Raw genomic sequence first — 26,109 nt, 5'->3', positions numbered from 1 at the left:
AGGGCGATCAGCATGAATTGGGCTGACCGCACTTTAGATTCCGGGGCGTGATGGCCGGGTGAGGAAAGTGTGAGGAAAGTGTGAAGCCCGCCGGCTCAGTCGTCCACGGGGGCGGGGAAGGGCGGGATCGCCAGGGCCTCGCCCAGGTCCAGGGCCAGCTCGGCGCCGCCCCGGGGGCCGTTGGCGGCGCTGATGCGCCAACCGCAGGCGCGGCAGACGTGGCCCACCAGGGCCAGCCCCAGGCCATGGCCGGCGCCGGAGCCGCGGCGGTAGAAACGGTCGAAGATGCGGGGCAGCTCTTCCGGGGCGAAGCCGGGCCCCTGGTCCGCCACGGTGAGGACGCTGCCTTCCAGGCGGCAATGGATGGTGCCGCTGTCGGTGTGGCGCAGGGCGTTTTCCAGCAGATTGCGCAGCACCAGTTGCAGCAGGCTGGGGTCGGCCCGCACCAGGGCGGGCTCGCGGATGTCCAGTTGCAGGTCCACCGGCTTGGCGTACTGGGTAAGAAGGAAATCCCACTGGGCCTGGATTTCCAGGGCCAGGCGCAGATCTTCCTGCAATTGGGGGCGGGTTTCCCGGGCCAGCAACAACAGGCTTTCGGCCAGGCGGGTGATGCGGTCGGCGCTTTCCATGATGCGCCGGCCCCGCCGCTGGACGCCTTCCGGCAGGTCGGCCTGGGCTGCCAGCAGTTCGCCGTCGGTGCGGATGGCGGTGAGGGGGGTGCGCAGCTCGTGGGACAGGTCGGCGGTGAAATCCCGTTCCCGCTGCAGGAGGGCGGCCTGGCGGGCTTCCAGGGCTTCCAGGGCATGGGCGATGGCGAGGATTTCCCGCTCCATGCCGGGCTGGGCGTAGCCGGGGAGCGGGCCGCCGGTATCGGGAACCTCCCCCCGCACTCGCCGCGCCAGCCATTCCAGGTGCCGCGTCAGGCGGCCGGAGAGAGCGTAGACCAGTACCAGCACGGCGATGCCGATGACCACGGCGCCGGTGATGACGATGGCGGTCAACGCGTCCAACCGCTCCTCGTGCTCGGCCACGTCGTAGCTGAGGATGAAGCGCTGGCCGTCGGCCTCCCGCACGGCCACGTGGTATTCCTTGCCGTCCTCGTAAATTTCGTGATTGCCGAGGGGGAGATGGATCAGGTTGTCCGGCACCGCATCGGCCGGGGTGTTGGGGCCGACCCGGTAGAGAGTCATGTCCACCGTATTGGGAAAGGCCGTGTCCGGCGCCGTGCGGGAGAGCTCGATGCTGTGCTCCACCTGGGTGGCGAGGAGGTCGTCGATGAAATCCTCCTCCATGTCGTCGAACATCAGCAGCAGGGCGATGGATTGGGCGAGGATGATGAGCAGGGCCAGGGCGGCCACCGCCACCGCCACCCGCAGGCGCATGGAGGGCGCCTTGCGGTCCCGCTCCAGTTCCTCGGCGCTGCGCTCAGCGGGCGACAAGCTTGTACCCCAGGCCGTGTACGTTGATCACCTCGACGCCGCCGTCTTCCCCCAGGGCGCGCCGCAGGGTGTGCAGCAGGCTGCGCAGGTTGTCGCTGGCCTCCTGCTCCCGGCCCCAGATGGCGATTTCCAGCTCCCGCCGGGAGAACACCCGGTTGGGCTGTTGCAGCAGCAGGGCGGTGAGGCGCAGGGCCTTCGGGGGCAGGTGCAGGGCCTGGCCGTGGAGGCGGATTTCCTGGGCCGCCGCATCGTATTCCAGCGGCCCCTGGCGCCAGGTGCCGGTGTCCTTGCGCGGCGCGGCGCGGCGGGCCAGCACCTGCAGGCGGGCTTCCACTTCCTGCAGGGCGAAGGGCTTGACCAGATAGTCGTCGGCGCCGGCGTCGAAGCCCGCCAGCTTGTCTTCCAGGGTGTCCCGGGCGGTAAGAATGAGCAGGGGAAGACTGCTGCCCTCGGCCCGCAGCCGCCGGGCCAGGCTCAGGCCGTCGCCGTCAGGCAGGCTGCGGTCCAGCACGGCGCAGTCGAATTCCGCTTCCGCCAGGCGCCGGGTGGCGGCGGCCAGATTGTCGGCGTAGTCGCACTGGTGCCCCCGGGATTCCAGGTATTCATAGAGATTCTCGGCGATGGGCCGGTCGTCTTCGACGATCAGGATGTGCATGGGGCTGCCCCGGGAAGGATGGCGGCATTATAGAGGTTCATCTGGTGCTGCGTTTTGCCTGGCCGAATCGTTCTATTTTGTTCAACGGTTTGATCGATTTTTATCGCTTTTTCTTCCTGGGGCGACTGGCTACTATCAGGAGAAGCAAGCAGGTCGCGCACCTCCGTTGCAACCCTTGAGAAATGAATCATGAAAGGAAATCACCAAATGAACGCTCCCGCCTCCGCTGCGGTATCCCCGGAAGTGCTGGCCCAGGTCTTTCTCGAGGCCCGCAGCGTCAACCGCTTCACCGACCGCCCGGTCAGCCCGGAAACCCTGCGCCAGCTCTACGACCTGATGAAATGGGGCCCCACCTCCATGAACACCCAGCCGGCCCGCCTGGTCTTCCTGGCTTCCCCCGCATCCCGGGAGCGTCTGGTGCCCGCCCTGGCTCCCGGCAATGTGGACAAGACCCGGGCCGCCCCGGTGACCGTCATCGTCGCCCAGGACACGGCCTTTTACGACCACCTGCCGGAGCAGTTCCCCGCCTACGACGCCCGCCCCCTCTTCGCCGGCAATGCCGCCCTGGCCGAGAGCACCGCCTTCCGCAACGCCAGCCTGCAGGGCGCCTACCTGATCATCGCCGCTCGTCTGCTGGGGCTGGATGCCGGCCCCATGTCCGGCTTCGATGCGGAAAAGGTGAATGCCGAGTTCTTCCCCGACGGGCGCTGGCGGGCCAATTTCCTGGTGAACCTGGGCTACGGCGACCCCGCCGGCAACTACCCCCGGGGTCCGCGCCTGGACTTTGAAACCGCCACCCGGGTACTCTGACCCAGCCCATCGGCATTGCGGGTTTCAGGCTTTGGTCATATGACAAACATTCGATATAGATCAAATGAGGGGCTAGGGAAGGGGCGTATGTTGGCCTTTCATGGACCACAGAAAGACCTCAGCCCCCCTGGAATGCCGCTGCGGCGCCTGCCGCCAGGCCGTTCCCCTGGCCGACTGGCCTGAGACGGTGGTGTGTCCGGTCTGTCTGGATTACCGGTCCGCCGCCGCCACCAGGCAATGCGCCGACTTCTGTGCCGATGAAAACGGCGAAGCGCCCGCCTGAGGAAATGTTTCTTTGTCTCCGGGACTCATCATGGAAACCCCAGGAAACCTGCAACATCACACCGCCTCCCTGCAAAAGGCCCAGCACATCCTCCACCAGGCCAAGCAGTTCCTCTGCGCCGGCTGCAAGCGGGATTGCCCCCGCCGCCTGACCCCCTTCGGCAACGCCCCCGAGTCCTGTCGTCGGGATTGAACCCGCCGGCCGCCCGGCGCGGCTTTTGACCCGAATCATTTTCTGCCCCGGGCCACGGCCCTAGAATGGCCCTGCCTATTTTTCCGGGGCCATCATGCTCGCCAATACCCGCCGCCTGCCGCGCCCTTCCTTCCTGCGCGGTGCCTCCCTGATCGCCGCCTGTGCCGCGGCGCTCCTGCTCTCGCCCTACGCCAGTGCCGATGAAAAGGGCAAGGAAATCTACGGCCCCTGCGCCGCCTGCCACGGCGAATTCGGCCAGGGCGGCAAGAAGGGCGAATACCCCCGCATCGCCGGCCAGCAGGCCAAGTACATGGAATCCCAGCTCAAGGCCTTCCAGAAGCGCATCCGGGTGAACATCCCCATGGTGCCCTACACCGAAGAGCGGGAACTGTCCCACGAGGACATGAAGATCGTTTCCGACTACGTGTCCGGCATCGAACTGCCCACCGCCATTCCCGTCTTCAAGGACACCGACGACGCCCTGACCCGCCTGACCGCCATGGAAAAGGTCATGATCGTGCCCCGGGAGCCCGGCGACGTGGAGGCCGGCAAGGCCCTCTACCAGCAAAGCTGCGCCGCCTGCCACGGCAAGACCGCCAAGGGCCGGGGCATGTTCCCCCGCCTGGTGGGCCAGTATTCCCAGTACCTCAAGCGCCAGGTGGACCTCTACCTGAAGGGCGACCGCCCCCACGACGAAGAAACCACCCAGGGCATCCTCAACACCCTGAAGCCGGAAGACATCCAGAACATCCTGGCCTACGTCACGGCCCTGCAGGAAGAAGTGAACAAGCAGTAAGGAAACACCGGGGATACCCGGCCGCTCCGGCGAAAGACCCGGGCGGCAGAAAAAACGACCCTTCGCCCCAGTTCATGGCGGGAAGGGCCGTTTTGCTTGGCTGTCGGGGCTATGAGTATCTTTGGGTTGTGCCGCAGTTTGCAGGTTTCTGCCGGATTGCCTGGCTCCAGGGCAAGGCAATCCATCCGCCTTAGCGGAGGGCTTATCGCCGCTGCCACACCTGCCAGCGTTCGCCCTCGGCAAACACCGGGATCGGCGCCTGGGAGGGGGTGTCGGCAATCTTGTCGAACCAGGGGGAGAGCAGGGCGGCGTGCTCGGCTTCGCCGATGCCGAAGGGCGGGCCCTTGGGTTCGTCGCTGAAGAAGAAAAAGCCGGCCAGGTAGCCGCCGGGCCGCACCAGTTCGGCCATGCGCGGGCCGTAGCCGGCCCACAGCTTGCGCGGTAGGGCGCAGAGGAAGGCCCGTTCGTAAACCACGTCGTAGGGCGTGGCCGGGGCGAAGGTGAAGAAATCGGCGCAATGCAGTTCGCCGTTCCAGGCCCCCAGGGTGTCCCGGGCGGCGCTGACGGCGGCGGGGGAGAAGTCCAGGGCGGTGACGGCCCAGCCCCGGGCATCCAGCCAGCCGGCCTCCCGGGCATGGCCGCAGCCGGGCACCAGGATGCGCGGGCGGGCCGGGCTGTCCGCGGGCGGGGCAAGGGCTTCCAGCTCCGCCGGGGCGTAGCCGTGGTCCCAGGGGGTGACGCCTTCGGCAAAACGCTTGTCCCAGAAATCCGGCAGCTCCGGGCGCTGGTGGGCGGGCTTGTCGGCGGGGGCTTGGCTCATGGGTTTTCCTTCGGGCAAGAGCAGTGCTGGGGAGTGGGGTGGGCGGGAACGGCGCCGTGGGCCTGCCAGGCCTGGTAGCCACCCCGCAGGGGGCGGGCCTGCCGGTAGCCCAGGGCGGTCAGTTGCCGGGCGGCCTGGATGGCGCTGGCGTCCCGGGGGCAGTTGCACAGGGTCACCACCAGTTGTTCCCGGGGCCAGTCGGCGGCGATCTGGGCGACCGCCTCCAGGGTGGCGGCGGTGGCGCCGGGCAGCAGGCCGGTTGCCCGGATCATGGCTTCGCCCCGCAGGTCGAGAAAGAGGGGCGGCTGGGCTGAGGCCAGGGCGGCTGCCAGTTCCGCCGGGGTGATGTGGGGAATGGCGGCGAGCTTTTCGAAGCGGTATTTCTGCCAGAATTTCCAGCCCAACCAGAGGCCGAGGGCCAGGGCCACCAGGGCCAAGGCGGTGCCGCCGTTGCCCTCCAGCCGCGCCAGGGCCTGCTGCAACTCGTCCCGCAGCCACCAGCCGGCGGCGATGGCGCCGCCGGCCCACAGGGCGGCGCCCATGGCGGCCGCAGCGAGAAAGGCGGCGAGGGCCATGCGCAGGGCGCCGGCAATGGGCGGGGCGACGGTGGAGAAGCCGGGAGCGAACTTGGCGACCACCAGGGACCAGGCGCCCCAGCGGGTGAAGCGGGCTTCGGTGGCGCTGACGCAGGAGCCGGGGTTGATGGAGAGGCGGCAGAGACCAGCCAGCACCCGGTAGCCGAAGGCCCTGCCGGCCAGGTACCAGAGCCAGTCGGCGATCACCGAGGCGAGGACGGCGGCGGCCAGTATTTGCCCCAACTGGCCGGGAGAAGCCGCCAGGCTGCCGGCTACCAGCAGGGTCGGCACGGCGGGCACCGGCAGGCCCACCTGCTGCATGAGGACGTTGAAGAAGACCACCCAGGCGGCATCCCGCTGCAAGGCGTCGGTCAACTGGGCAAGGTCCATGGCGGCTCCGGTGGCGTGAGCGGTGAAGAAGGGGCCGCAGCGGCGGAATGCAAGGCAGGCATGCGCCAAAGAAAAGGCCCGGGCCGAAACTATAGCCCGGGCCGCCGGCCGCCAGGAAGGGGCGCGCCGCTGCTCAGTAGCCGCTCAGCACCTGAATCTTGTAGCTGTCGTGCCGGGCTGGGGGAGCATCCTTGCAGCCGCAGGAGACCTTGAAGTAGCGGCTTTCGCCGACGGCGATGCTGCCGGAAAGGTAGGACGAATACTGATCCACGAACTTGGCACCCTGGAACAGGTTGACCTCGATGTTGATGCCGGTGGCCCGGCTGCGCCCCTTGCTGGTGACCTTGCCGGTGAAAAAGACCCGGCCATCGGCGGTGCTGTGTTCCTCCACCTCTGAGAACAGCCAGGGCTCGGCGCTCGCCGGCTCGGCCGTCGCCGGTGCAGGGGATGTGGCCGGCCCTTCGCTCATTGCCGCGTAGGGCCGGCTGCCGGTGGCTTCCTGGCCCATGCCGTAGGTCTGGGTGGCAAAGTAGGCCAGCCAGGCGGCGATGCTGAAGCCCAGGCCAAACAACAAGCCCTGGGCAATGGCGCCCAGGGCTTTCTTCAGATAATCCATTGGTACGCCTCCCATGACGATGGTGTCGATCAGGGAGACGCTACCATTGGCGTCTGGGAATTACAAAAGCATAAGCCCAGGGGCGGCTCTTAGACCGGGGTAGCGGACCGACTCAGTCCACCCGCACCGGTACGTAGAGCCGGGCATCGCCGCGCTGCACCAGCAGGGCGAAGCGCTTGCCGCCCTGGTCCACCAGCTCCTTCAGCTGGGCGGGGGTGGCGACCCGGGTGTTGTTTACTGCCAGCACCACGTCGCCTTCCTGCAGGCCGGCGCGGGCGGCGGGGCCGTTGACGCCCACCACTACCACGCCGCTGGTGCCCAGGGCGGCGCTTTCTTCCTTGCTCAGGGGGCGCACGGCCAGACCGATGCGGCCGCCGGCCGGGGCTTCCTGGCTGCGGGCGGTGGTTTCATTGGGCATGGCAGCCAGGGTGGCCTGCTTTTCCAGGCGCTTGCCGTCCCGCAGCAGGGTGAGACTCAGCTTGGTGCCGGGGGCGCTGTCCCCCACCTTGCGCGGCAGATCGGTGGCTTCTTCCAGGGCCACCCCGTCCAGAGCGACGATGACATCCCCCGGTTGCAGGCCGGCCTTGTCCGCCGGGCTGCCCCGGTCTACCCCGGTGACCAGGGCACCATTGGGCTTTTCCAGGCCGAAGGATTCGGCCAGTTCCTTGGTCACCGGCTGCATGGTGACGCCGAGGCGGCCGCGCTGCACCTTGCCGGTCTTTTGCAGCTGCTCCTTGACCTTCATAGCCACATCGATGGGAATGGCGAAAGAAATGCCCTGGTAGCCGCCGGAGCGGCTGTAAATCTGGGAGTTGATGCCTACCACCTCGCCCTTCAGGTTGAAGAGGGGGCCGCCGGAATTGCCCGGGTTGATGGCCACGTCGGTCTGGATGAAGGGCACATAGGTTTCATCCGGCAGGGCCCGGGACTTGGCGCTGACGATGCCGGCGGTGACGGAGTTCTCGAAGCCGAAGGGAGCGCCGATGGCCGCCACCCACTCGCCCACCTTGAGGCGTTCCGGGCTGCCGATCTTCACCGCGGGCAGGTTGCTGGCGGAAATCTTGATCAGGGCCACGTCGCTGCGGCGGTCGATGCCCACCACCTTGGCCTTGAAGTCCCGCTTGTCGGTGAGCTTCACCACCACCTCGTCGGCATCGGCCACCACGTGGGCGTTGGTCAGCACATAGCCGTCGGGGCTGACGATGAAGCCGGAGCCGATGCCTCGGCTTTCCTGGGGCTGGGGAGACCCCATGCCCGGGGCGATGCCGAAGCGGCGCAGGAAGTCGTAGAAGGGGTCGTTGGGGTTGAGGCCGTTCACCGGGCTGTTCTTGGCCAGGGTGACGGTGGAAATGTTCACCACGGCGCCCCCCACCTGCTCCACCAGGGCGGAGAAATCGGGTAGCGCGGCCAGGGGTGCGGCGGCCGGGGCATTGGCGGGAGCCGCCTGGATGGCGCTTGCCGGCGGCGTGGTGCCATTGGTGGCGGCCTTGGAGGCGGAAATCAGGGAGAGGTCGGCATGGCTGGCGGCCACCGCCAGCAGGCCCCCGGCGGCAAAGGCGGCCAGAGTGCGGGAGAAGCGGAAAGGCATGGCGCGGAAAGGCGTCCTGGTCATGGGGAGAGTCCTCCGGAAATTGGGGCAGGAATGAAGATTAGCGAATTTCCACCGCCGCGCACGGCACCTTACAAGGTGTTACACGGACGGCACAGAGCGTCATGAAACCTGTTCCGGGAGGTGGGGGCGGCGCCGTAAAAAAACAAGCCCCCGCCGGGGCGGGGGCCAAAGGCCGCTTCACATTGGGGAGGTGCTTGCCGGATGCGGCCGGAAACGAAGGGCGGCGTCGCCGCAACGGAGCGGCGACGCGAATGCCGGACCGGGCCTCAGATCTGCCGCTCCCGCCCGGCCCACCAGGGGTCCCGCAGGGTGCGCTTCAAGGTTTTGCCGGCGGCGTTGCGGGGGAAGTCGTGCACGATCTCCACCGAATGCAGGCGTTGGTACTTGGCCGCCACCCGCGCGTTCACCCAGTCCCGTAGTTCCGTCGGGCTTACTGCCACCGGGGCTTTGAGGACGATGGCGGCGTGGGGCGTCTCCCCCCATTTGTCGTGGGGAATGCCGAACACCGCCACCTCCTTCACCGCCGGGTGGCAGGCGGCGATTTCCTCGATGTCCTTGGGGTACACCTTGACCCCGCCGGAGTCGATCATGTCCTTCTTGCGGTCCACCAGATGCAGGTAGCCCTCCTCGTCCCGGTAGCCCAGGTCGCCGGTGTGCAGCCAGCCATCGCGCAGGGTCTGGGCCGTCAGCTCGGGACGGTTGTAATAGCCGCTCATGAGGATGGGGCCCTTGCCCACCACCTCGCCCACTTCACCGGGCGGCAGGTCGCGGCCGTCCTCGCCGACGATGCGCAGGTCGTAGAACTGGGGCGGGGTGCCCACCGAGAGGGGCTTGCGCTGGGCCTGGCTGCGATCCAGCACGGTAATGAAGCCCTCGGTGAGGCCATAGAGTTCGTAGAAGCGGTTGGGGAAAAACTGGTTGAGGGCCTGCTTGCGCTCCTGCAACAGGGGCGCGCCGACGGAGAGGAAAGTCTCGATAGAGGCCAGTTTCTCCGGAGCAAAGCTGGGGTGGTCCAGGATGCCGATGATCTGGGAGGGCACCACCACGGTGTGGGTGACTTTTTCCTGGGCGATCAACTCGATGGCCAGGGCCGGGTCGAACTGCTTCGCCAGCACATAGGTGGCCCCCAGGTAGACGGCGGGGAATAGGGTCAGCAGGGCGCCATTGAAGACGATGCCGCCGCTGTGCAGCACCACCGACTCCGGGCTCATGCGCCAGGTGGAGGCCAGCAGGGTGCAGTAGGCGGCGCGGCAGGCGTGGGATTGCAGGATGCCCTTGGGCAGGCCGGTGGTGCCGCTGGAATACATGATGGCGAAAATGTCGTCGCCGGCAGGGTGGGGGATTTCCGGTTCGCTCTCCGGGGCGTCGGCGGTGAAGGCGGCGTAGTCAGGATAGTCGCCGTGGGCGCCGGCCTGGGCAGGCCGGCCTGCCTCGCCGGAAACGTCGCCCACCACCACGATGCGCTGGGACTCCAGGGCAGGCAGTTCGCCGCGCAGGCTATCCACCTCCTCCAGGGCGCCGGGATGGATAAACAGCGCCGTGGCGCCCGCATCCGCCAACAGGCTGCCGAGGCCCGCGGCGTTGAGCAGGGGCGAGAGGGGCACCAGCACGGCGCCGATGCGCGGCACCGCCCAGTAGATTTCCAGCAGTTCCAGGCTGTTGGGCAGCACCGTGGCGACCCGGTCGCCCTGCTTGATGCCCCGGGCCAGCAGGGCGTTGGCCAGGCGATTGATCCGGCGGTGGAATTCGCGCCAGGAAAGGCGCGTGGTCGTGGCGCCGTCGGCAAAGACCACGGCGGTGTGGTCGGGCCGGTAGCGGGCGTGGTGGCCGATGAGGGTGGTGGGTTGCTGCATGTCGCCTCCTGATGCGGGGAGCGGCCGATGCCGCTGCACAGGAGGCAGTCTAGGAAAGGGGCAGTCCCCGCCCCAACGATTGTTTTGGAATATTTTTATGGCAAAAAGCAGGGCCGGGGAGCTTGCCCTCGCCGGCCCTGCACTTTCCAGCCATTCCCTGTCATTTTCAGGGAAGCCCGGCCCGTGGGGGCCGGGGCAAGGCGGCTTACTTGGCCGGGCCCTTTCGGATCAGGCCCAGGGGCTTGCCCAGGGAGAGCAGGGGGCGGCCGAAGTAGCTGTTGATGAAAATGGCACCGGCAGCATAGAAGCCCAGCAGGGCGATGGCCAGTTCAGACCAGGCGGCAGCGCCGCTGAAGAAGCCCGGGGCCACGCCCAGCATGGAGAGGGCCAGGGAGGGCAGCAGCACGTTGATCAGCACCAGGATGGCGGCAAACACCTTGTTGGCCTCGAAGGCCGCCACCATGATGAAGAGGGAGAAGATGAAATAGGCGATACAGGCGAAGGCGAACTGGCGCGGGTCGGCCTTGGCCGGGTCGAGTTCGCCGAACCAGCCCAGGCTGATGGCCCAGTGCATGGCTACGGCGATCCAGAACAGGCCGTAGGCACCGAGCACGATGGCGCCGAAGTAGTTGTTCTTCTTGAAGTCGATGGTAGAGGCCCAGATCTGGGCGATGGAACCCAGGAAGAGGGCCCAGGGAATCAGGAAGGTGACACCGCTGGTCCAGCCCATCTTGGCGGAAGCGGCGACGAAGGTGACCGTGGCCAGGCCGAACACCCCCAGGGCGGTGGGGTCGGACATGACAATCTTGGTCTCCATGACCTGCGCTTGCTGTTGCATAAAAACTCCCTCGCGTTGTGTTTGCGTTGTGTTTAGTCGATCGAGGTCGGCATTGCTGCCCGGCGGACGGGAGGCCACAGAAAGGGGGCGGGGAAGGCAGGCCTGTCGGCCGGCGCCATTCCCGCCCCCTTTCTTTTTGCAGCCGGGGCAACAAATTACGAATTATGAAATCGTATTTTTCCGAATCTCGACACGCACTATAGGGAGTCTTTATTTCCAGTCAATTCGCGGTGCACCATTGATTATGAATAGTAAAAATTGTTTTATCCGCTGTTGCGTAAACCGGCGGCCACGCCATTGATGGTGAGGTGGATGCCGCGGCGGATGCGCTCGTCCGTCTCCCCCGCCCGGTGGCGGTGCAGCAGTTCCACCTGCAGGTGATTCAGCGGGTCCATGTAGGGGAAACGGTTGCGGATGGAGCGCTTCAGCAGCGGGTTGTCCGCCAGCAGTTCGGCCTGCTCCTCGATGGCCAGCAGCAGGCTGCGGGTGCGCTCCCACTCGGCCTGGATGCGGCCGAAGATGGCGGCACGCAGTTCGGCATCGGTCACCAGTTCGGCGTAGCGGGAGGCGATGGCGATATCGGTCTTGGCCAGCACCATGTCCATGTTGGAAAGCAGGGTGCGGAAGAAGGGCCAGTTGCGGTACATCTTGCGCAGGGTGGCGAGGCCCGCTTCCTTGCCCTCGGGATGCTCGCCCAGCCAGGCTTCCACGGCACTGCCGAAGCCGTACCAGCCGGGCAGCATGAGGCGGCACTGGGCCCAGCTGAAGACCCAGGGAATGGCCCGCAGGTCTTCGATGGCGTCCGACTTCTTGCGGGAGGCGGGGCGGCTGCCGATGTTGAGGTTGGCGATTTCGGAGACCGGGGTGGATTCGCGGAAATAGGTGGTGAAACCCGGGGTTTCGTACACCAGGCCCCGGTAGGCGGCGAAGGCCAGCTGGGAGAGGCGATCCATCACCGCGTGGTAGGGCCGGGCCGGCTCGACGCGGTTTTCGTGGTCGGTGAGGGTGGCCTCCAGGGTGGCGGCGGCGAGAATTTCCAGGTTGCGCCGGCCCACTTCCGGGTTGGCGTACTTGGAGGCGATGACCTCCCCCTGCTCGGTGATGCGGATCTGGCCGGAGACGGCGCCGGCGGGCTGGGCCAGGATAGCCTGGTAGCTGGGGCCGCCACCCCGGCCGACGGAACCGCCGCGACCGTGGAAGAGGCGCAGGCGCACGCCCGCATCGGCAAACACCCGGGTCAGCGCAATCTCGGCCTGGTACAGCTCCCAGCCGGAGGTGAGGAAGCCGCCGTCCTTGTTGCTGTCGGAGTAGCCCAGCATCACCTCCTGCTCCTCGCCCCGGGCGGAGACCAGGGCCCGGTAGGCCGGCAGGGCGAAGAGGCTGGCCATGACCGGGGCGGAGCGGCGCAGGTCGTCGATGGTCTCGAAGAGGGGAATGATGTTCACCGCCAGCTTCGGTTCGGTACCGGGAATGAGCAGGCCGGCCTCCTTGGCCAGCAGGGCTACTTCCAGCAGGTCGGAGGCGCCGTCGGTCTTGGAGATGATGCAGTTGGGCAGGGCGGCGTCGCCGTAGCGGGTCTTCAGTTCCCGGGCGGCGAAGAAGATGGCCAGCTCGCCGGCGGTCTCCTCCGAATAATCCAGATGGGGCGAATAGAGGGGCCGGGGACTGGCGATTTCCTCCGCCAGCAGGGCGATACGGGCCGCTTCGTCGAGGGCGGAGTAGGCCGCTACGTCAGGCAGACGGCCCGCCTTGGCCAGCAGTTCGGCCACGCTGCGCTCGTGCACGTCCGAGTTCTGGCGCAGGTCGATGGGCGCCAGATGGAAGCCGAACACCTGCACGGCCCGGATCAGGCGGCGCAACCGCCCCCGGGCCAGCAGGCCGGCGCCGTGGGCGGCGAGGGAATCGGCCAGCACCTGGAGATCGGCCACCAGGGCGGCGGCGGACTCATAGGGCGCATCGTCCGCCACGGCGTGGCGCACCGGCGGGTGCTTGTCCAGGGATTCGGAAGTGGCCGCCAGGCGGGCGTAGATGCCGGTGAGGGCGCGGCGATAGGCCTCATCCACCCGGTGGGGCGAGCGGTCCGGGGAGCGGTCAGCCAGGGCGGCGAGTTCGGCGGAGACCGGCAGCAGCATTTGCGACAGGGGCAGGTCGGCGCCCAGGGCATGGATTTCGTCGAGATAGAAATCCAGGGCGGCGGACGACTGCAGGCGCAGGGCTTCCTTGAGGATGTCGGCGGTGACGAAGGGATTGCCGTCCCGGTCGCCGCCAATCCAGCTGCCGATGCGGAAGAAATTGGGCAGGTCCCAGGACTGCTCCGGGAAGCGGGACTTCAGCTGATCCTCAAATTGGCAGTAGAGCCGGGGCAGTTCGGCGAAGAAGGTGTCGTCGTAATAGCTGATGCCGTTCTTCACCTCGTCCACCACCGCCAGCCGGTTGGGCCGCAACATGCGGGTGCGCCACAGGGTGAGCACGGCGGTGCGCAGGGCACTGTCGTTGTCCGCCGCCTCTTCCGGCGTCATGGCCACCCGGTCCCGGGCGTCCAGCAGGCTGGCCACCTGCCGCTGGCAGTGCAGGATGCTCTTGCGGCTGACCTCGGTGGGATGGGCGGTGAGCACCGGCGACACCAGGGCGATGGAGAGGGCCTTGGCCAGAGCCTCCCCCGCCACGCCGGATTCGGCCAGGCGCTCCAGGGTGTAGGCCAGGCTGCCCTCCCGGGGTTCGGAGCCGGCGATGTCGTGGGTGCGGCGACGGCGAATGTGGTGCTGGTCCTCGGCGATGTTGGCGAAGTGCAGGAAATAGGTGAAGGCCCGCACCACGGAGAGCATGGTGTCCCGCGGCAGCTCGTTGAGAATGGCGGCCAGTTCGCCCCGGGCGGCCGGTTCCTGGTCCCGGGCAAAACGCACGGCGATCTGGCGGATGGTCTCCACCGCGGTGAAGGTCTCCTGCCCCTCCTGCTCCCGCACGGTATCGCCAAGCAGGCGGCCGAGGAGGCGGATGTCCTCCCGCAGGGGCAGATCCTTGTCGGCGGAGGCGGAGGCAGGGGAGGCGGCGGCGTGGGGAGACACGATGAATTCCTTGCAGAAAAGACAATGACCCGGCCAGATTACTGCGCTGCAACAGGAGCGCCTATGGGGGTTTTCACCCATGCAGGGGAAGGCATGACGCTTTTGTGCCGCATCAAAGTGCCCCCCCGCCCCCATGCTAGAATGGGCGCCACTTTTTCCACCCGCCGCACGGCATTTTCACGCTTTTCCGGGGACCGCTTTGACCACCACGCCTGCTAACGTAACCACTCCTTCCCGCATCGTCATCGCCTCCCGGGAATCCCGCCTGGCCATGTGGCAGGCCGAGCATGTGCGCGATCGCCTGGCCGAGATTCACGCCGGCGCCGAAGTGGCCATCCTGGGCATGACCACCCAGGGCGACCAGATCCTCGACCGCCCCCTCTCCACCATCGGCGGCAAGGGCCTGTTCATCAAGGAACTGGAAGTGGCCATGGAAGAAGGCCGGGCCGATCTGGCGGTGCACTCCCTGAAGGACGTGCCCATGGACATGCCCGAAGGCTTCGCCCTGGTGGCCATCTCCGCCCGGGAGAATCCCCGGGACGCTTTCGTCTCCAACAATTACCGGGGCCTGGAAGACCTGCCGGAAGGCGCCGTGGTCGGCACCTCCAGCCTGCGCCGCGAAGCCATCCTGCGGGCCAAGTACCCCAAGCTGCAAATTCGCAGCCTGCGCGGCAACCTGGATACCCGCCTGCGTAAACTCGATGAAGGCCAGTACGACGCCATCATCCTGGCCGCCGCCGGCCTGATCCGCCTGGGCCTGGAAGCGCGCATCCGCTCCGTGCTCACCCCCGAGCAGTCCCTGCCGGCCCCCGGCCAGGGCGCCCTGGGTATCGAGGTGCGGGCCGACCGCCTGGATGCGGCCGCCTGGGTGGCCCCCCTGAACGACGCCACCACTGCCGCCTGCGTCATCGCCGAGCGGGCCTTCTCCCGGGCCCTGGGCGGCAGCTGCCAAATCCCCCTGGGCGGTTACGCCGAACTGAAAAATGGCCAGGTCTGGCTGCGCGGCTTCGTCGCCAGCGTGGACGGCCAGCAGATGGTGGAAGGCGAAGCCTGGGGCACCCCGGTGGAAGCCGCCGCCCTGGGCCGTCAGTTGGCCGAGGAACTGAAGGCCAAGGGCGCTGGCGAAATCCTCGCTGCCCTGGCTTGTGCCAAGCACTGAAACCTTTTAGCCACAGAGGGCACAGAGAGCGCAGAGAAAAGCGAGGGCAAAGCAAAGGCGAGGAGTTGCCGCTGACGTGGATTCCCTCCTGCCGGTTTTCTCCTCTGTGCGCTCTGTGTCCTCTGTGGCAAAAAAACCATGCCCCTAACCGGCCGCACCATCGTCGTCACCCGGCCCCGGGCCCAGGCGGATAGCCTGGCCCAGGCCATTGCTGCCGCAGGCGGCATTCCCCTGATCTACCCCCTACTGGAAATCGAAGCGGCGGACCTCGCGCCGCTGCGGGCCGTGGCGCCCCGTCTGGCGGACTACGCCATCGTTTTCTGTGTCAGCCCCAATGCGGTGGAACATGCCCTGCCCACCCTGCTGGCGGCTGGTCCCTGGCCTGCCGGCACCCGCCCGGCCGGCGTTGGCACCGGCACGGAAAAGGCCTGGGCCCGCTTCGGCCTCAGCCATGTCATTGCCCCCAAAGAACGCTTCGATTCCGAAGCCTTGCTGGAACTGCCTGAATTCCAGGCCGAGGCCGTGGCCGGCAAGAAGGTGCTGATCCTGCGCGGCGACGGTGGCCGGGAACTGCTACGGGAGACCCTGGAGGCCCGGGGCGCCACGGTAGAGGTGCTGACCTGCTACCACCGCCGCCCCCCCGCCGAAGGGCCGGCGCCGCTGCTCTCGGCCTGGGCCGCTGGCCGGCTGGATGGCATCACCGTTTCTTCCAGCGAAGCCCTGCGTTATCTCTGGGACATGCTGGATGCCACCGGCCGCGAGTACTTGCGGGCCTCCCCCGTTTTCGTCCCCCACGCCCGCATTGCCGAAGCCGCCCAGGTCCTGGGACTGACGCGGGTGATCCTCACGCCGCCAGCCGACCAGGGCCTACTGACGGGCTTATGTGCCTATAATTGGCCGAAATAACTCGCCTCACACCATACGGCCTGCGCCATGAACGACTCCCTCCCTCCCCACGAGAGCCCTGCCCAACCCCCCGTCCCGCCTGCCGCTGCGGCCCCTGCCATGGCCGCTGCCGCGCCACCGCCCGCCACCGCCCGGAATGAAGCCTGGCGTAATCCCTGGATCGGCGTTGCCGTCATCGCCCTGGGCCTGGCCGGCTGGCAGTGGGTGGAAACCCGTATCAAACTGGCCGATACCCAGCAGGAACTGGCCAAGCGCCTGGCCGATGCGGACAGCCTCTCCAAGGAAACCCGCGGCGTCGCCCGCCAGTCCCAGGAAGAAGTGGGCAAGCTGCAGGCCAAGCTGGGCGCCCTGGAGGCCAAGTTGGCCGAATCCCAGAGCCAGCAGGCCGCCCTGGAAAGCCTCTACCAGGATCTGGCCCGCAACCGGGACGAGTGGGCTCTCTCCGAAATCGAGCAAAACGTCACCCTGGCGGCCCAGCAACTGCAGCTGGCGGGCAACGTGCAGGGCGCCATCCTGGCCCTGCAGGCCGCCGATTCCCGCCTCGCTCGCAGTGACCGGCCCCAGTTCGCCGCCCTGCGCAAGACCCTCAACCGGGATCTGGAGCGCTTGCGTGCCGCGCCCTATGTAGACGTTTCCGGCATGAGCCTGCGCCTGGAAAACCTCATGATGGCCGCCGATACCCTGCCTCTGGCCTTCGATGAGCGGCCCAGGCCCGAGAAGGAAGTGCCGGCCGAGGACGAAACCGTCACCACCCTGGGCTTCTGGCAGCGTCTGGGCCTGGACCTGTGGGGCGAAGTGAAGAGCCTGGTGCGCATCCAGCGTTTCGACCGGCCCGAGCCGGCCCTGCTGTCGCCCTCCCAGAGCTTCTTCCTGCGCGAGAACCTCAAGCTGCGCCTGCTCAATGCCCGCCTGGCCCTGCTTTCCCGCGACCAATGGACCTTCCGTAGCGAGCTGAAGCTCTCCCAGGCCTGGATGGAGCGTTACTTCAACACCAACGACAAGTCGGTGCAGACCGCGGTGGGCAGCATCAAGCAACTGGCCGGCACCGAGATCGTCATTGAGCTGCCCCTGCTCAACGACAGCCTCAACGCCCTGAAAACCCTGAAGCTGGGCAAGGAGCGCAAATGAGAGGCTTGTTCTGGCTCCTGGCCCTCTTTGCCGGCGCCGTCGGCGTGGCCCTGGCGGGGCGCCTGAATGAAGGCTACGTGCTGCTGGTCTTCCCGCCCTGGCGCATGGAAATTTCCCTCAACCTGCTCATCATCGGGCTGGTGGTGGGCTTTGTGCTGCTGCACCTGCTGCTGCGCCTGGTTTCCCTGACCCTGGGCCTGCCTGCCCGGGTCAGCGAGTTCCGCGAGCGCCGCGGCCGGGAAAAGGCCGTCACCGCCCTGCAGGATGCCCTGCGCCACTTCTTCGAAGGCCGTTACGGCCAGTCCCTGAAGCGGGCCGATGAAGCCCGGGCTGCGGGGTACGCCCCCGGCCTGGCCGCCCTGATGGGCGCCCGGGCCGCCCATGCCCTGCGGGAGCCGGCCAAGGAAGCCCAGCGCCTGGAAGCCGCCGCCCAGGAACCGGGCCTGCAGGTGGCCCGCCTCATGCTGAGCGCCGAAATGTGCCTGGACAACCGGGATTTCGATGGCGCCGTGGCCGCCCTGAAGGAGGTCCAGGTGGCTTCCGGCCGCCACATCGCCGCCATGCGCCTGGAACTGCGGGCCCAGCAGGGCCGCAAGGACTGGGAGCAGGTGTTGCGCCTGGCCCGCCAGTTGCAAAAGCGCGATGCCCTGGCGCCGGAACAGGCCCGGGAGATCATTCTCAAGGCCCACCGGGAGGCCATCCGCCAGCGTCTGGACGACGGCCCGGCCCTGCTCGACTACCTGCGGACCATTCCGGCGACCGAAGGCTCCCCCCGTTTGGCCGCCACCGTGGCCCGGGCCCTGGTGGCCCAGGACGCTGGTGCCGAAGCCCTGAAGGTGGTGGAGCGCAGTCTGGAGAAGGGCGACAAGTCCGGTGAAGACGACTGGAATGGCGAGCTGGTGGAAATCTACGGGCAGGTGGCCCTGGCCGATGGGGAGGCGGGGGAGCTGACCGCCCGTATCGCCAAGGCCGAAGGCTGGCTGCGGGAGCGCCCGCGGGATGCCGGCCTGCTCCTGGCTCTGGGCCGCCTCTGCCTGCAGCAGCGGCTGTGGGGCAAGGCCCAGAACTACCTCGAAGCCTCCCTTTCCGTCGAACCCAGCCGGGATGCCCACCTGGAGTTGGCCCGCCTGCTGGATCAGCTGGGCCGCCCCGAAGAAGCGGAACAACATTACCGGGCCGGTGCCCGGCCGGAGCTGGCGCGTACCTGAAAGCTGTTGCAGGAATGCCTCGTGAATATTCCTTGGCTTCCTGAAGCGCGCTAGAATGGCAGACCCAACCGGGAAAACATACACAAGCACACAAGCAGCGCATCAGCAGTCGCAAGCACACCACAAGGACAGGAAGCGCGGGGACAAGTCATGCTCAATATCGATCTACGCAAAATCTACAATTTCTACCCGGTGGAACCGGCGCCGGATCCGGCCAGCCTGCCCACCGGCGGCGACATCTACTACGAGTGCCTGGATTGCACCACCATCATCAACTCCGTGCCCCACATCAAGAGCGCCTGCCCCTGCGGCAATCTGGTGGGTGGCGGTGGCGAGCTGGTGGTGAAGGACCCGGCCCGGGTCAAGGTGGTCAAGGGCAAGCTGAAGTAAGCTGCGCCTGCCGCGATAAAAAAGGGAGCCGAAGGGCTCCCTTTTTGCTACCTGCCTGGAGAGGCAGGAAAGACGCCACTCTTCGTCGTGGCAGGGTGAAACATGGCGTCCCTATTGCCTTCCAGGCCGATACCCGGGGGAAATGGCTCCAGACCTGCGTCTCAGGCCCGTGTTTGCAGGGCCAGGTTTTTTGCGGTTTTTCTTCCGGTCCGGTTTTCAGACCCAGTCCCGCGGTGGCAGGAAATCGGTATAGAGCGCAGCTTCGGCGCTGCCTGCTTCCGGCTGCCAGTCATAGCGCCATTTGACGATGGGCGGCAGGGACATGAGGATGGATTCGGTACGCCCGCCGGACTGCAGGCCGAACAGGGTGCCCCGGTCCCAGACCAGGTTGAATTCCACGTAGCGGCCCCGGCGATAGGCCTGGAAATCCCGCTCCCGCTCGCCGTAGGCCGTGTCCCGGCGCTTTTCCAGGATCGGCAGGTAGGCCGGCACGAAGGCATCGCCCACGGCCCGGGTGAGGTCGAAGCAGCGGTCGAAGCCGCCCTCATTCAGGTCGTCATAGAAGACGCCGCCGACCCCCCGGGGTTCGTTGCGGTGCTTGAGGAAGAAGTAGTCGTCGCACCACCGCTTGTAGCGCGGATGCACCTCGTCGCCGAAGGGCGCCAGGGCATCCTTGCAGGTACGGTGGAAGTGCCGGGCATCCTCGGCAAAGCCGTAATAGGGGGTCAGGTCCATGCCGCCGCCGAACCACCACACCGGCTCTTGGCCTTCTGCCGTGGCGATGAAGAAGCGCACGTTCATGTGGGCCGTGGGGCAGTAGGGGTTGCGCGGGTGCAGCACCAGGGAGACGCCCATGGCCTCGAAACTGCGGCCGGCCAGTTCCGGCCGGTTGGCGGTGGCGGAAGGCGGCAGGTTGCCGCCGGTGACGTGGGAGAAGTTCACCCCGCCCCGCTCGAAGAAATGGCTCTCCTCGATCACCCGGGATTCACCGCGGCCACCCTGGGGGCGTTGCCAGGCATCGCGCTGGAAGGTGCCGCCGTCAAAGGCTTCGAGGGCAGAGATGATGCGGTCCTGCAGGCCGGTCAGATAGGCCAGTACCGGGGCGGAAGTGACAGATTCCATGGCTGAAATACTCAAAGGGCCGCTGCGGTGGCAGCGGTGCTGGGGAGGGAGCTCTGGCCGGGCGTCGGAGGCGGCGCCACGGTAAAGCGGTTGCGCCCGCCGCTCTTGGCTTGGTACATGGCGGCATCGGCGCGGCGAATGAAGGTGGCGACGCTCTCCGGGGGCACGTCTTCGGGCCCCAGGCTAGCGATGCCGATGGAAACGCCGATGCCGATGGGCGGCAGGCCGGCATAGCGGTAAGGGGCAGAAATGGCGGCCAGGCAGGCCTGGGCCACCCGCTCGGCGGCTTGCTGGGCGGCCTCCACTTCGGTCAGCAGAATGATGAACTCGTCACCCCCCTGGCGGGCCACCATGTCCGTATCCCGCACGCAGCCCTGCAGGCGCTCGGCCACTTCGCACAGCAGCCGGTCGCCGACGTCGTGGCCGTAGGTGTCGTTCACGGCCTTGAAACCGTCCAGGTCGAGGAAGAGCAGGGCCAGGGTCTTGCGGCTGCGCGCCAGGCGTTGCAGTTCGTGGGAGAGGCGCTCGTTGAGGGGTTCCCGGTTGGCCAGCCCGGTCAGCGGATCGCGGCGGGCGAGGGCCGCCAGGCGCTGTTCCTGGGCCAGCAGCTTGTGCTGCAACTGATTGAAGGCTGTCGCCACCTCGGCGATTTCCGTATAGCGGCGTGGCACGGCCACCGGCTCCATGGCCCGCTGGCCCTGGGCCATGTCCTGCAGCTGCCGGGCCAGCCGTTCCAGGGGGCGCATCAGGCGGCCCAGGGCGAGGAGCAGCAGGAGAATGAGGGGAATGCCGATCGCGGCCGCCAGCAGCACCGTGTTGCGGATGGCGTTTTCCACCGGGGCGAAGGCTTCGGTGGTGGGGAGCCGGGCGGTCAGCACCCAGCCGATATGGGGTACATCCACGCTGGCCATCAGTTCCTCCACCCCTTCGGCGTTGAGCCGTGTGGCCACGCCGCGCTCGCCGGCACTGACCGCCCGGTGCAGGGGGTCGCCGCCCGCGGTGGTGGAGGGCGCCAGGGTCAGGGCCTGGTCCGAGCCCAGGACAAACATCTCGTCCCGGGGGGAATACAGTTCGTAGCTGCCGCTCCGGCCCGGCCGGGCATCGGTGATCTGGTCAAGAAAACCGGGAGTGCGCAGGGGGGTGATGCCCACCACAAGGGCCAACAGGGTGCCTTGGCGGTCGAAGAGGGGCACGGCGGCGGCCAGGGCGGGTTCGCCGGTGGCCCGGGTGATCAGAGGCTTGCTGAAATAGGGTTCCCGGGTGGTGACGGCGCCGATGAACCAGTCCCGGTCGGTAAAGGACTTGGGCCGGGTCGGGAGGATGGGGGTTTCCGCCAGCACCGGGCCGCCATCCGCCGGCACGATCATCAGGCCGGTGGGAAAGAGGGTGTGGATGGCGCGCCGGTCTTCCAGCCAGCGTTGCAGGGCTGGCCGGTCCTTGAGCAGGTGGGGCGGGATGTTGGTGGCCACCTTGCGCAGGCCTTCCATGCGCAGGGCCAGCTTGCTGCCGATGTCCCGGGCGATGAAGGAGGTGGTGGCCAGTTGCTGCTGGGAGAGCACCTGCTCCATGTCGGCATGGAGACGCAGGGTGGCGACCCAGGTAATGCCGGTGCCGCCCGCCAAAAACAGCAGGGCGGCCACCAGGACGATGCGGGCCTTGAGGGTGCGGGGATGCCAGCGCAGCAGCCCCCCGGGCAGGCGGGGCTGGGCGGGGGCGGCTCCCGCCGACGATGCCGGCACTGTCATTCAGCCCCCGGAATCGCCTTAGCGGGAAATGGCCCGGTAGCCAATGTCCTTGCGGTACTGCATGCCGTCGAAGCGCACCTGGGCGGTGACTTCATAGGCCCGCTTCTGGGCCAGCTTGACGCTGTCGCCCAGGGCGGTGACACACAGCACGCGGCCGCCGGCGGTCAGTGCTTCGCCGTTGGCGCCGGTGACGGTGCCGGCATGGAAGACCTGGGCATCGTCGCCAAAGGCGTTGCCCTGGGCGGGCAGGCCACTGATGACGTCACCCTTTTTCGGGGTGTCCGGGTAGTTGGCGGCGGCCAGCACCACGCCGAGGGCGACGCGGCGGTCCCATTCGGCTTCCACCTGGTCCAGGGTGCCGGCGATGGCGTGCTCCAGCACCTTGGTCAGGTCGGACTTCAGCCGCATCATGATGGGCTGGGTTTCCGGGTCGCCCATGCGGCAGTTGAATTCCAGGGTCTTCACCGTGCCGTCCTTGCTGATCATCAGGCCGGCGTAGAGGAAACCGGTGAAGGGAATGCCATCGGCCTCCATGCCGCGCACGGTGGGCAGAATGATTTCCCGCATCACCTTGGCGTGCACTTCCGGTGTCACCACGGGGGCCGGGGAATAGGCGCCCATGCCGCCGGTGTTGGGGCCGGTGTCGCCGTCGCCGATGCGCTTGTGGTCCTGGCTGGAGGCCAGGGGCAGCACGTTCTTGCCATCCACCATGACGATGAAGCTGGCTTCCTCGCCGTCGAGGAAATCCTCGATCACCACCCGGGCGCCGGCATCGCCAAGCTTGTTGCCGGAGAGCATGTCGTCGATGGCGGCGTGGGCTTCAGCCAGATCCATGGCCACCACCACGCCCTTGCCGGCGGCGAGGCCGTCGGCCTTGATGACGATGGGGGCGCCCTGGCGATCCACATAGGCGTGGGCCGCGGCGGCGTCGGAGAAAGTCTCGAAGCCGGCGGTGGGAATGTTGTGGCGAGCCATGAAGCGCTTGGCGAAATCCTTGGAGGATTCAAGCTGGGCGGCTTCCTTGGTGGGGCCGAAAATCTTCAGGCCCCGGGCGCGGAAGATATTGACCACGCCGGCGGCCAGGGGGGCCTCGGGGCCCACCAGGGTGAGGTGAATCTTTTCCTTCTCGGCGAAGTCGGCCAGGGCCACCGGATCGGTGATGTTCACGTTTTCCAGTTCATGTTCCCGGGCAGTGCCGGCGTTGCCGGGGGCCACGTAGACCTTCTGCAGGCCGGGGGATTGGGAGAGCTTCCAGGCCAGGGCGTGCTCACGGCCGCCGGAACCGATGACGAGGAGTTTCATTGTGTGTCCTTTGCGCTGCACAGCGTGCAGGATGGGCTGCGGATCGTTAGGGGCTGCGGGGCGGCCGTTGGCGGCGCCCCGCAAAAGCCATCAATGGCGGAAGTGACGGGCGCCGGTGACCACCATGGCCAGGCCATGCTCGTCGGCGGCGGCGATCACCTCGGCGTCACGCATGGAGCCGCCGGGCTGGATCACGGCCTTGGCACCGGCTTCGGCCAGCACGTCCACCCCGTCGCGGAAGGGGAAGAAGGCATCGGAAGCGACGCAGGAGCCGGCCAGGGAGAGGCCGGCGTGCTGGGCCTTGATGGCGGCGATCTTGGTGGAATCAACGCGGCTCATCTGGCCGGCACCCACGCCGAGGGTCATGCCGCCGCCGCAGAAGACGATGGCGTTGGACTTGACGAACTTGGCGACGCGGTAGGCGAAGAGCAGGTCTTCCAGCTGGGCGTCGGTGGGGGCCTTCTTGGTCACCACTTTGAGGTCGGAGGGCTGCACGTTGAACATGTCCGGGCTCTGGATCAGCAGACCACCGCCGACGCGCTTGTATTCGAAAGCGTGGTAGGCGCGCTGCAGGGGCACTTCCAGCACCCGCAGGTTGGTCTTGCCGGCCAGCAGTTCCTTGGCGGCAGGGGTGAAGGCCGGGGCGATCAGTACTTCGACGAAGTGCTTGCGCTCGTTCATGGCGTTCACCACATCCACATCCACGGTGCCGTTGAATGCGATGATGCCGCCGAAGGCGGAGGTGGAATCGGTCTTGAAGGCCTTTTCATAGGCTTCCAGCAGCTTGCCGCCGATGGCTACGCCACAGGGGTTGGCGTGCTTGATGATGACGCAGGCCGGGGCGTCGAAAACCTTGACGCATTCCCAGGCGGCATCGGCGTCGGCGATGTTGTTGTAGGACAGTTCCTTGCCCTGCAGCTGGGTGTAGTTGGCGATGGCGCCGGGGGTGGGCACCGGGTCCTTGTAGAAGGCGGCCTGCTGGTGGGGGTTCTCGCCATAGCGCAGCACTTCGACGCGGTCGAAGGCGGCATGGTAGGCGGCGGGGAACTGCTGGGGCTGATCCTTCTCGTCCAGGCTGGTGAGCCAGTTGGCGATGGCGGAATCGTAGCGGGCGGTGTGGGTGAAGGCCTTCTTGGCCAGACCGAAACGGGTGGCCAGGGCCAGTTCGCCGCCGTGGCCCTGCATTTCCTCCAGCAGGGGCTGGTAGTCGGCGGGGTCGGTGACGATGGCCACGCCGGCATAGTTCTTGGCGGAGGAGCGGACCATGGCGGGGCCGCCGATGTCGATGTTCTCGATGGCGTCTTCCAGGGCGACGTTGGGCTTGGCCACGGTCTCGCGGAAGGGGTAGAGGTTCACGCACACCAGATCAATGGTGGGGATGCCGTGCTGCTCAATGGTGGCCAGGTGCTCAGGCAGGTCGCGGCGGGCCAGGATGCCGCCGTGCACCTTGGGGTGCAGGGTCTTCACCCGGCCATCGAGCATTTCCGGGAAGCCGGTGTAGTCACCGATTTCGGTAACTTCCAGGCCGGCATCGCGCAGCAGCTTGGCGGTGCCGCCGGTGGACAGGAGCTTGACGCCCTGGGCAGCGAGGCCCTGGGCAAATTCGAGAACGCCGCGCTTGTCGGAGACGGAAAGGAGGGCTTGACGGATTTTCATGGTCGGGTGCGATGAAATTGAAAACGGATTAGAAAAAGAGCTTGGGCAGTGCGGTGGGCCTGGGGACTGACGCTGCTTTACAGCAGCTTGTAGTCCACCAGCTTCTTGCGCAGGGTGTTGCGGTTGATGCCCAGCATCTCGGCCGCCAGGGTCTGGTTACCACCGGCCTGCTGCAGGACGATCTGCAGCATGGGTTTTTCCACGTTGCGCATCACCATGTCGTAGATGGCGGCCGGCCGTTCGCCGTCCAGATCCCGGAAATACTGCTCCAGCGCCCCATACACGCAGGCGGAAATATCGTTGTTATTGCGGCTCATGGCCGTGGTACCTCTCCAAAAGTGTGTTGCTGACGCCCTCTGTGAGGCGGCGTCCGACCTGCCCGGGGAGTGTGGCGCTCCCGCTCAGGCGGCCAGATCGTGGTCTTGCGCTTGTTGTGGTGCTTCGTATTTCAGGTGCTCCCCCGCCTGGGCCAGGCCGGAGAAGAACGCGTTGACAGCGGCCTGTTGGGCCTCCAGCTCGAGCAGCTGGTTCATGGATTTGCGGAAGGCGGCGGAACCCACCAGCCCCCTGGTGTACCAGGAGATATGCTTGCGCGCGACCTTCACCCCGGTGTCGATGCCGTAGAAGGTGTAGAGGTCCTGCAGATGCTCCTGCAGGATGCGGTGAATCTCGTCCACCCGCGGCGGCGGCAGGTGTTCGCCGGTTTTCAGGAAATGTTCGATCTCGCGGAAAATCCAGGGCCGGCCCTGGGCCGCACGGCCGATCATGACGCCGTCGGCGCCGGTCACTTCCAGCACGTGCTTGGCCTTTTCCGGCGTGGTGATGTCGCCGTTGGCGATCACCGGAATGCCGATCTGGCTTTTCACCAGGGCAATGGTCTCGTACTCCGCCTCGCCCGTATATTGGTCAGCCCGGGTGCGGCCATGGATGGCCACGGCGCGAATACCGGATTCCTCGGCAATGCGGGCGATATTGGGGGCGTTCTTGTTGAGGCGGTTCCAGCCGGTGCGGAACTTGAGGGTCACCGGTGTGCCGGGCACGGCGCCGACCACCGCCTCCAGAATGCGGCCCACCAGCACCTCATCCTGCATCAGGGCCGAACCGGCCATGACGTTGCACACCTTCTTGGCCGGGCAACCCATGTTGATGTCGATGATCTGGGCGCCGTTGTCCACATTGTATTTGGCCGCCTCCGCCATCATCGCCGGGTCAGCCCCGGCGATCTGCACGGAAATGGGCGCCACTTCCCCCTCATGGTTGGCCCGGCGCTGGGTCTTCTTGCTGCCGTAGAGCAGGGAGTTGGAAGTGACCATCTCGGACACCGCCAGGCCCGCGCCCAGGGTCTTGCACAACTGCCGGAAAGGCCGGTCCGTCACACCCGCCATGGGCGCGACGAAGAGATTGTTGCGCAAGGTAAAACCGCAAAATTCCATAGGTATTGCCGGGGACGAAAGGGGAGAGGAAGGGGGCGGATTCTACCCCAAGCGCTGCTTAAAAAATAGTCACCAGACGGGGCGCGGCCTGGCGGGGTGGTGGGGGAGGGGTTGGT

24 protein-coding genes are annotated in these 26,109 nt (G+C 67.0%); 9 read left to right on the top strand and 15 right to left on the bottom strand.

What is annotated here, in order from left to right:
* Positions 1–95: 95 nt before the first annotated feature.
* Together AZSI13_RS08935 and AZSI13_RS08930 are read right to left on the bottom strand one after the other, a co-directional pair.
* Positions 96–1,439 (bottom strand): sensor histidine kinase KdpD, encoded by a 1,344-nt coding sequence (locus AZSI13_RS08935; RefSeq protein WP_235609720.1) that lies wholly within the window; start codon positions 1,437–1,439, stop codon positions 96–98.
* Positions 1,426–2,094 carry a response regulator transcription factor gene (locus tag AZSI13_RS08930; RefSeq protein ID WP_109040831.1) on the bottom strand — a complete coding sequence of 223 codons (669 nt, stop codon included), beginning with the start codon at positions 2,092–2,094 and terminating at the stop codon, positions 1,426–1,428. Before AZSI13_RS08930 ends, AZSI13_RS08935 begins: the two co-directional genes overlap by 14 nt.
* Positions 2,095–2,301: 207 nt before the next feature.
* Between AZSI13_RS08930 and AZSI13_RS08925 the strand changes: the two genes are divergently transcribed.
* The 4 genes from AZSI13_RS08925 (at position 2,302) to AZSI13_RS08915 (ending at position 4,175) form a co-directional block, all read left to right on the top strand.
* On the top strand, positions 2,302–2,904 hold the full coding sequence (locus AZSI13_RS08925; RefSeq protein WP_109040830.1) for a malonic semialdehyde reductase: 603 nt from the start codon (positions 2,302–2,304) through the stop codon (positions 2,902–2,904).
* A 100-nt stretch (positions 2,905–3,004) separates the two neighbouring features.
* Positions 3,005–3,187, top strand: a complete 183-nt coding sequence (locus AZSI13_RS08920; protein ID WP_109040829.1) for a hypothetical protein — start codon at positions 3,005–3,007, stop codon at positions 3,185–3,187.
* A gap of 30 nt (positions 3,188–3,217) precedes the next feature.
* On the top strand, positions 3,218–3,379 hold the full coding sequence (locus tag AZSI13_RS17560; protein ID WP_165833425.1) for a hypothetical protein: 162 nt from the start codon (positions 3,218–3,220) through the stop codon (positions 3,377–3,379).
* A 94-nt stretch (positions 3,380–3,473) separates the two neighbouring features.
* Complete coding sequence (locus tag AZSI13_RS08915) at positions 3,474–4,175, top strand: c-type cytochrome (RefSeq protein WP_109040828.1); 702 nt, start codon at positions 3,474–3,476, stop codon at positions 4,173–4,175.
* 202 nt (positions 4,176–4,377) lie between these two features.
* Here AZSI13_RS08915 and AZSI13_RS08910 read toward each other — a convergent pair whose 3' ends face one another.
* The 7 genes from AZSI13_RS08910 to ppc form a co-directional block, all read right to left on the bottom strand.
* The gene (locus tag AZSI13_RS08910; RefSeq protein ID WP_109040827.1) at positions 4,378–4,995 is read right to left on the bottom strand and encodes a methyltransferase domain-containing protein; all 618 of its coding nucleotides are present in this window, start codon (positions 4,993–4,995) and stop codon (positions 4,378–4,380) included.
* The gene (locus AZSI13_RS08905) at positions 4,992–5,960 is read right to left on the bottom strand and encodes a VTT domain-containing protein (protein WP_109040826.1); all 969 of its coding nucleotides are present in this window, start codon (positions 5,958–5,960) and stop codon (positions 4,992–4,994) included. Before AZSI13_RS08905 ends, AZSI13_RS08910 begins: the two co-directional genes overlap by 4 nt.
* 133 nt (positions 5,961–6,093) lie before the next feature.
* On the bottom strand, positions 6,094–6,576 hold the full coding sequence (locus AZSI13_RS08900; protein ID WP_109040825.1) for a hypothetical protein: 483 nt from the start codon (positions 6,574–6,576) through the stop codon (positions 6,094–6,096).
* Between the two features lie 112 nt (positions 6,577–6,688).
* The gene (locus tag AZSI13_RS08895) at positions 6,689–8,188 is read right to left on the bottom strand and encodes a DegQ family serine endoprotease (RefSeq protein ID WP_109040824.1); all 1,500 of its coding nucleotides are present in this window, start codon (positions 8,186–8,188) and stop codon (positions 6,689–6,691) included.
* 266 nt (positions 8,189–8,454) lie between these two features.
* On the bottom strand, positions 8,455–10,041 hold the full coding sequence (locus AZSI13_RS08890; protein WP_109040823.1) for a class I adenylate-forming enzyme family protein: 1,587 nt from the start codon (positions 10,039–10,041) through the stop codon (positions 8,455–8,457).
* A gap of 205 nt (positions 10,042–10,246) precedes the next feature.
* On the bottom strand, positions 10,247–10,879 hold the full coding sequence (locus tag AZSI13_RS08885) for an acetate uptake transporter family protein (protein WP_109040822.1): 633 nt from the start codon (positions 10,877–10,879) through the stop codon (positions 10,247–10,249).
* A gap of 263 nt (positions 10,880–11,142) precedes the next feature.
* The gene (gene ppc, locus AZSI13_RS08880; protein WP_109040821.1) at positions 11,143–13,944 is read right to left on the bottom strand and encodes a phosphoenolpyruvate carboxylase; all 2,802 of its coding nucleotides are present in this window, start codon (positions 13,942–13,944) and stop codon (positions 11,143–11,145) included.
* Positions 13,945–14,143: 199 nt separating this feature from the next.
* Between ppc and hemC the strand changes: the two genes are divergently transcribed.
* From hemC to AZSI13_RS08855, 5 genes are all read left to right on the top strand, one after another.
* Positions 14,144–15,103: a hydroxymethylbilane synthase gene (gene hemC / locus AZSI13_RS08875; RefSeq protein WP_109040820.1), complete on the top strand. Its 960-nt coding sequence runs from the start codon at positions 14,144–14,146 to the stop codon at positions 15,101–15,103.
* 138 nt (positions 15,104–15,241) lie between these two features.
* Complete coding sequence (locus AZSI13_RS08870) at positions 15,242–16,009, top strand: uroporphyrinogen-III synthase (RefSeq protein ID WP_109040819.1); 768 nt, start codon at positions 15,242–15,244, stop codon at positions 16,007–16,009.
* A 27-nt stretch (positions 16,010–16,036) separates the two neighbouring features.
* On the top strand, positions 16,037–17,137 hold the full coding sequence (locus AZSI13_RS08865; RefSeq protein ID WP_109040818.1) for a uroporphyrinogen-III C-methyltransferase: 1,101 nt from the start codon (positions 16,037–16,039) through the stop codon (positions 17,135–17,137).
* Positions 17,134–18,345 carry a heme biosynthesis HemY N-terminal domain-containing protein gene (locus tag AZSI13_RS08860; RefSeq protein WP_109040817.1) on the top strand — a complete coding sequence of 404 codons (1,212 nt, stop codon included), beginning with the start codon at positions 17,134–17,136 and terminating at the stop codon, positions 18,343–18,345. The genes AZSI13_RS08865 and AZSI13_RS08860 overlap by 4 nt, the downstream gene beginning before the upstream one ends.
* A 150-nt stretch (positions 18,346–18,495) precedes the next feature.
* A complete protein-coding gene (locus AZSI13_RS08855; RefSeq protein ID WP_109040816.1) occupies positions 18,496–18,735 on the top strand; it encodes a hypothetical protein in 240 nt (79 codons plus the stop codon).
* A 216-nt stretch (positions 18,736–18,951) separates the two neighbouring features.
* Here the strand turns inward: AZSI13_RS08855 and hemF are convergent, their stop codons facing one another.
* From hemF to dusB, 6 genes are all read right to left on the bottom strand, one after another.
* Positions 18,952–19,857, bottom strand: coding sequence for an oxygen-dependent coproporphyrinogen oxidase (gene hemF / locus AZSI13_RS08850; protein WP_109040815.1), 906 nt, complete (start codon positions 19,855–19,857; stop codon positions 18,952–18,954).
* Positions 19,858–19,868: 11 nt separating this feature from the next.
* Positions 19,869–21,602, bottom strand: coding sequence for a diguanylate cyclase (locus AZSI13_RS08845; protein ID WP_109040814.1), 1,734 nt, complete (start codon positions 21,600–21,602; stop codon positions 19,869–19,871).
* An 18-nt stretch (positions 21,603–21,620) separates the two neighbouring features.
* On the bottom strand, positions 21,621–22,904 hold the full coding sequence (gene purD, locus AZSI13_RS08840; protein WP_109040813.1) for a phosphoribosylamine--glycine ligase: 1,284 nt from the start codon (positions 22,902–22,904) through the stop codon (positions 21,621–21,623).
* Between the two features lie 90 nt (positions 22,905–22,994).
* Positions 22,995–24,560, bottom strand: coding sequence for a bifunctional phosphoribosylaminoimidazolecarboxamide formyltransferase/IMP cyclohydrolase (gene purH / locus AZSI13_RS08835; RefSeq protein WP_109040812.1), 1,566 nt, complete (start codon positions 24,558–24,560; stop codon positions 22,995–22,997).
* 77 nt (positions 24,561–24,637) lie between these two features.
* Positions 24,638–24,877 carry a helix-turn-helix domain-containing protein gene (locus AZSI13_RS08830; RefSeq protein WP_109040811.1) on the bottom strand — a complete coding sequence of 80 codons (240 nt, stop codon included), beginning with the start codon at positions 24,875–24,877 and terminating at the stop codon, positions 24,638–24,640.
* A gap of 84 nt (positions 24,878–24,961) precedes the next feature.
* Positions 24,962–25,993: a tRNA dihydrouridine synthase DusB gene (dusB, locus tag AZSI13_RS08825; RefSeq protein WP_109040810.1), complete on the bottom strand. Its 1,032-nt coding sequence runs from the start codon at positions 25,991–25,993 to the stop codon at positions 24,962–24,964.
* Positions 25,994–26,109 lie beyond the last annotated feature (116 nt).

Origin of the sequence: Azospira sp. I13 (assembly GCF_003112695.1) — a bacterium.
GTDB lineage: Bacteria > Pseudomonadota > Gammaproteobacteria > Burkholderiales > Rhodocyclaceae > Azospira.
This window is presented reverse-complemented; position numbering and strand designations above follow the sequence as displayed.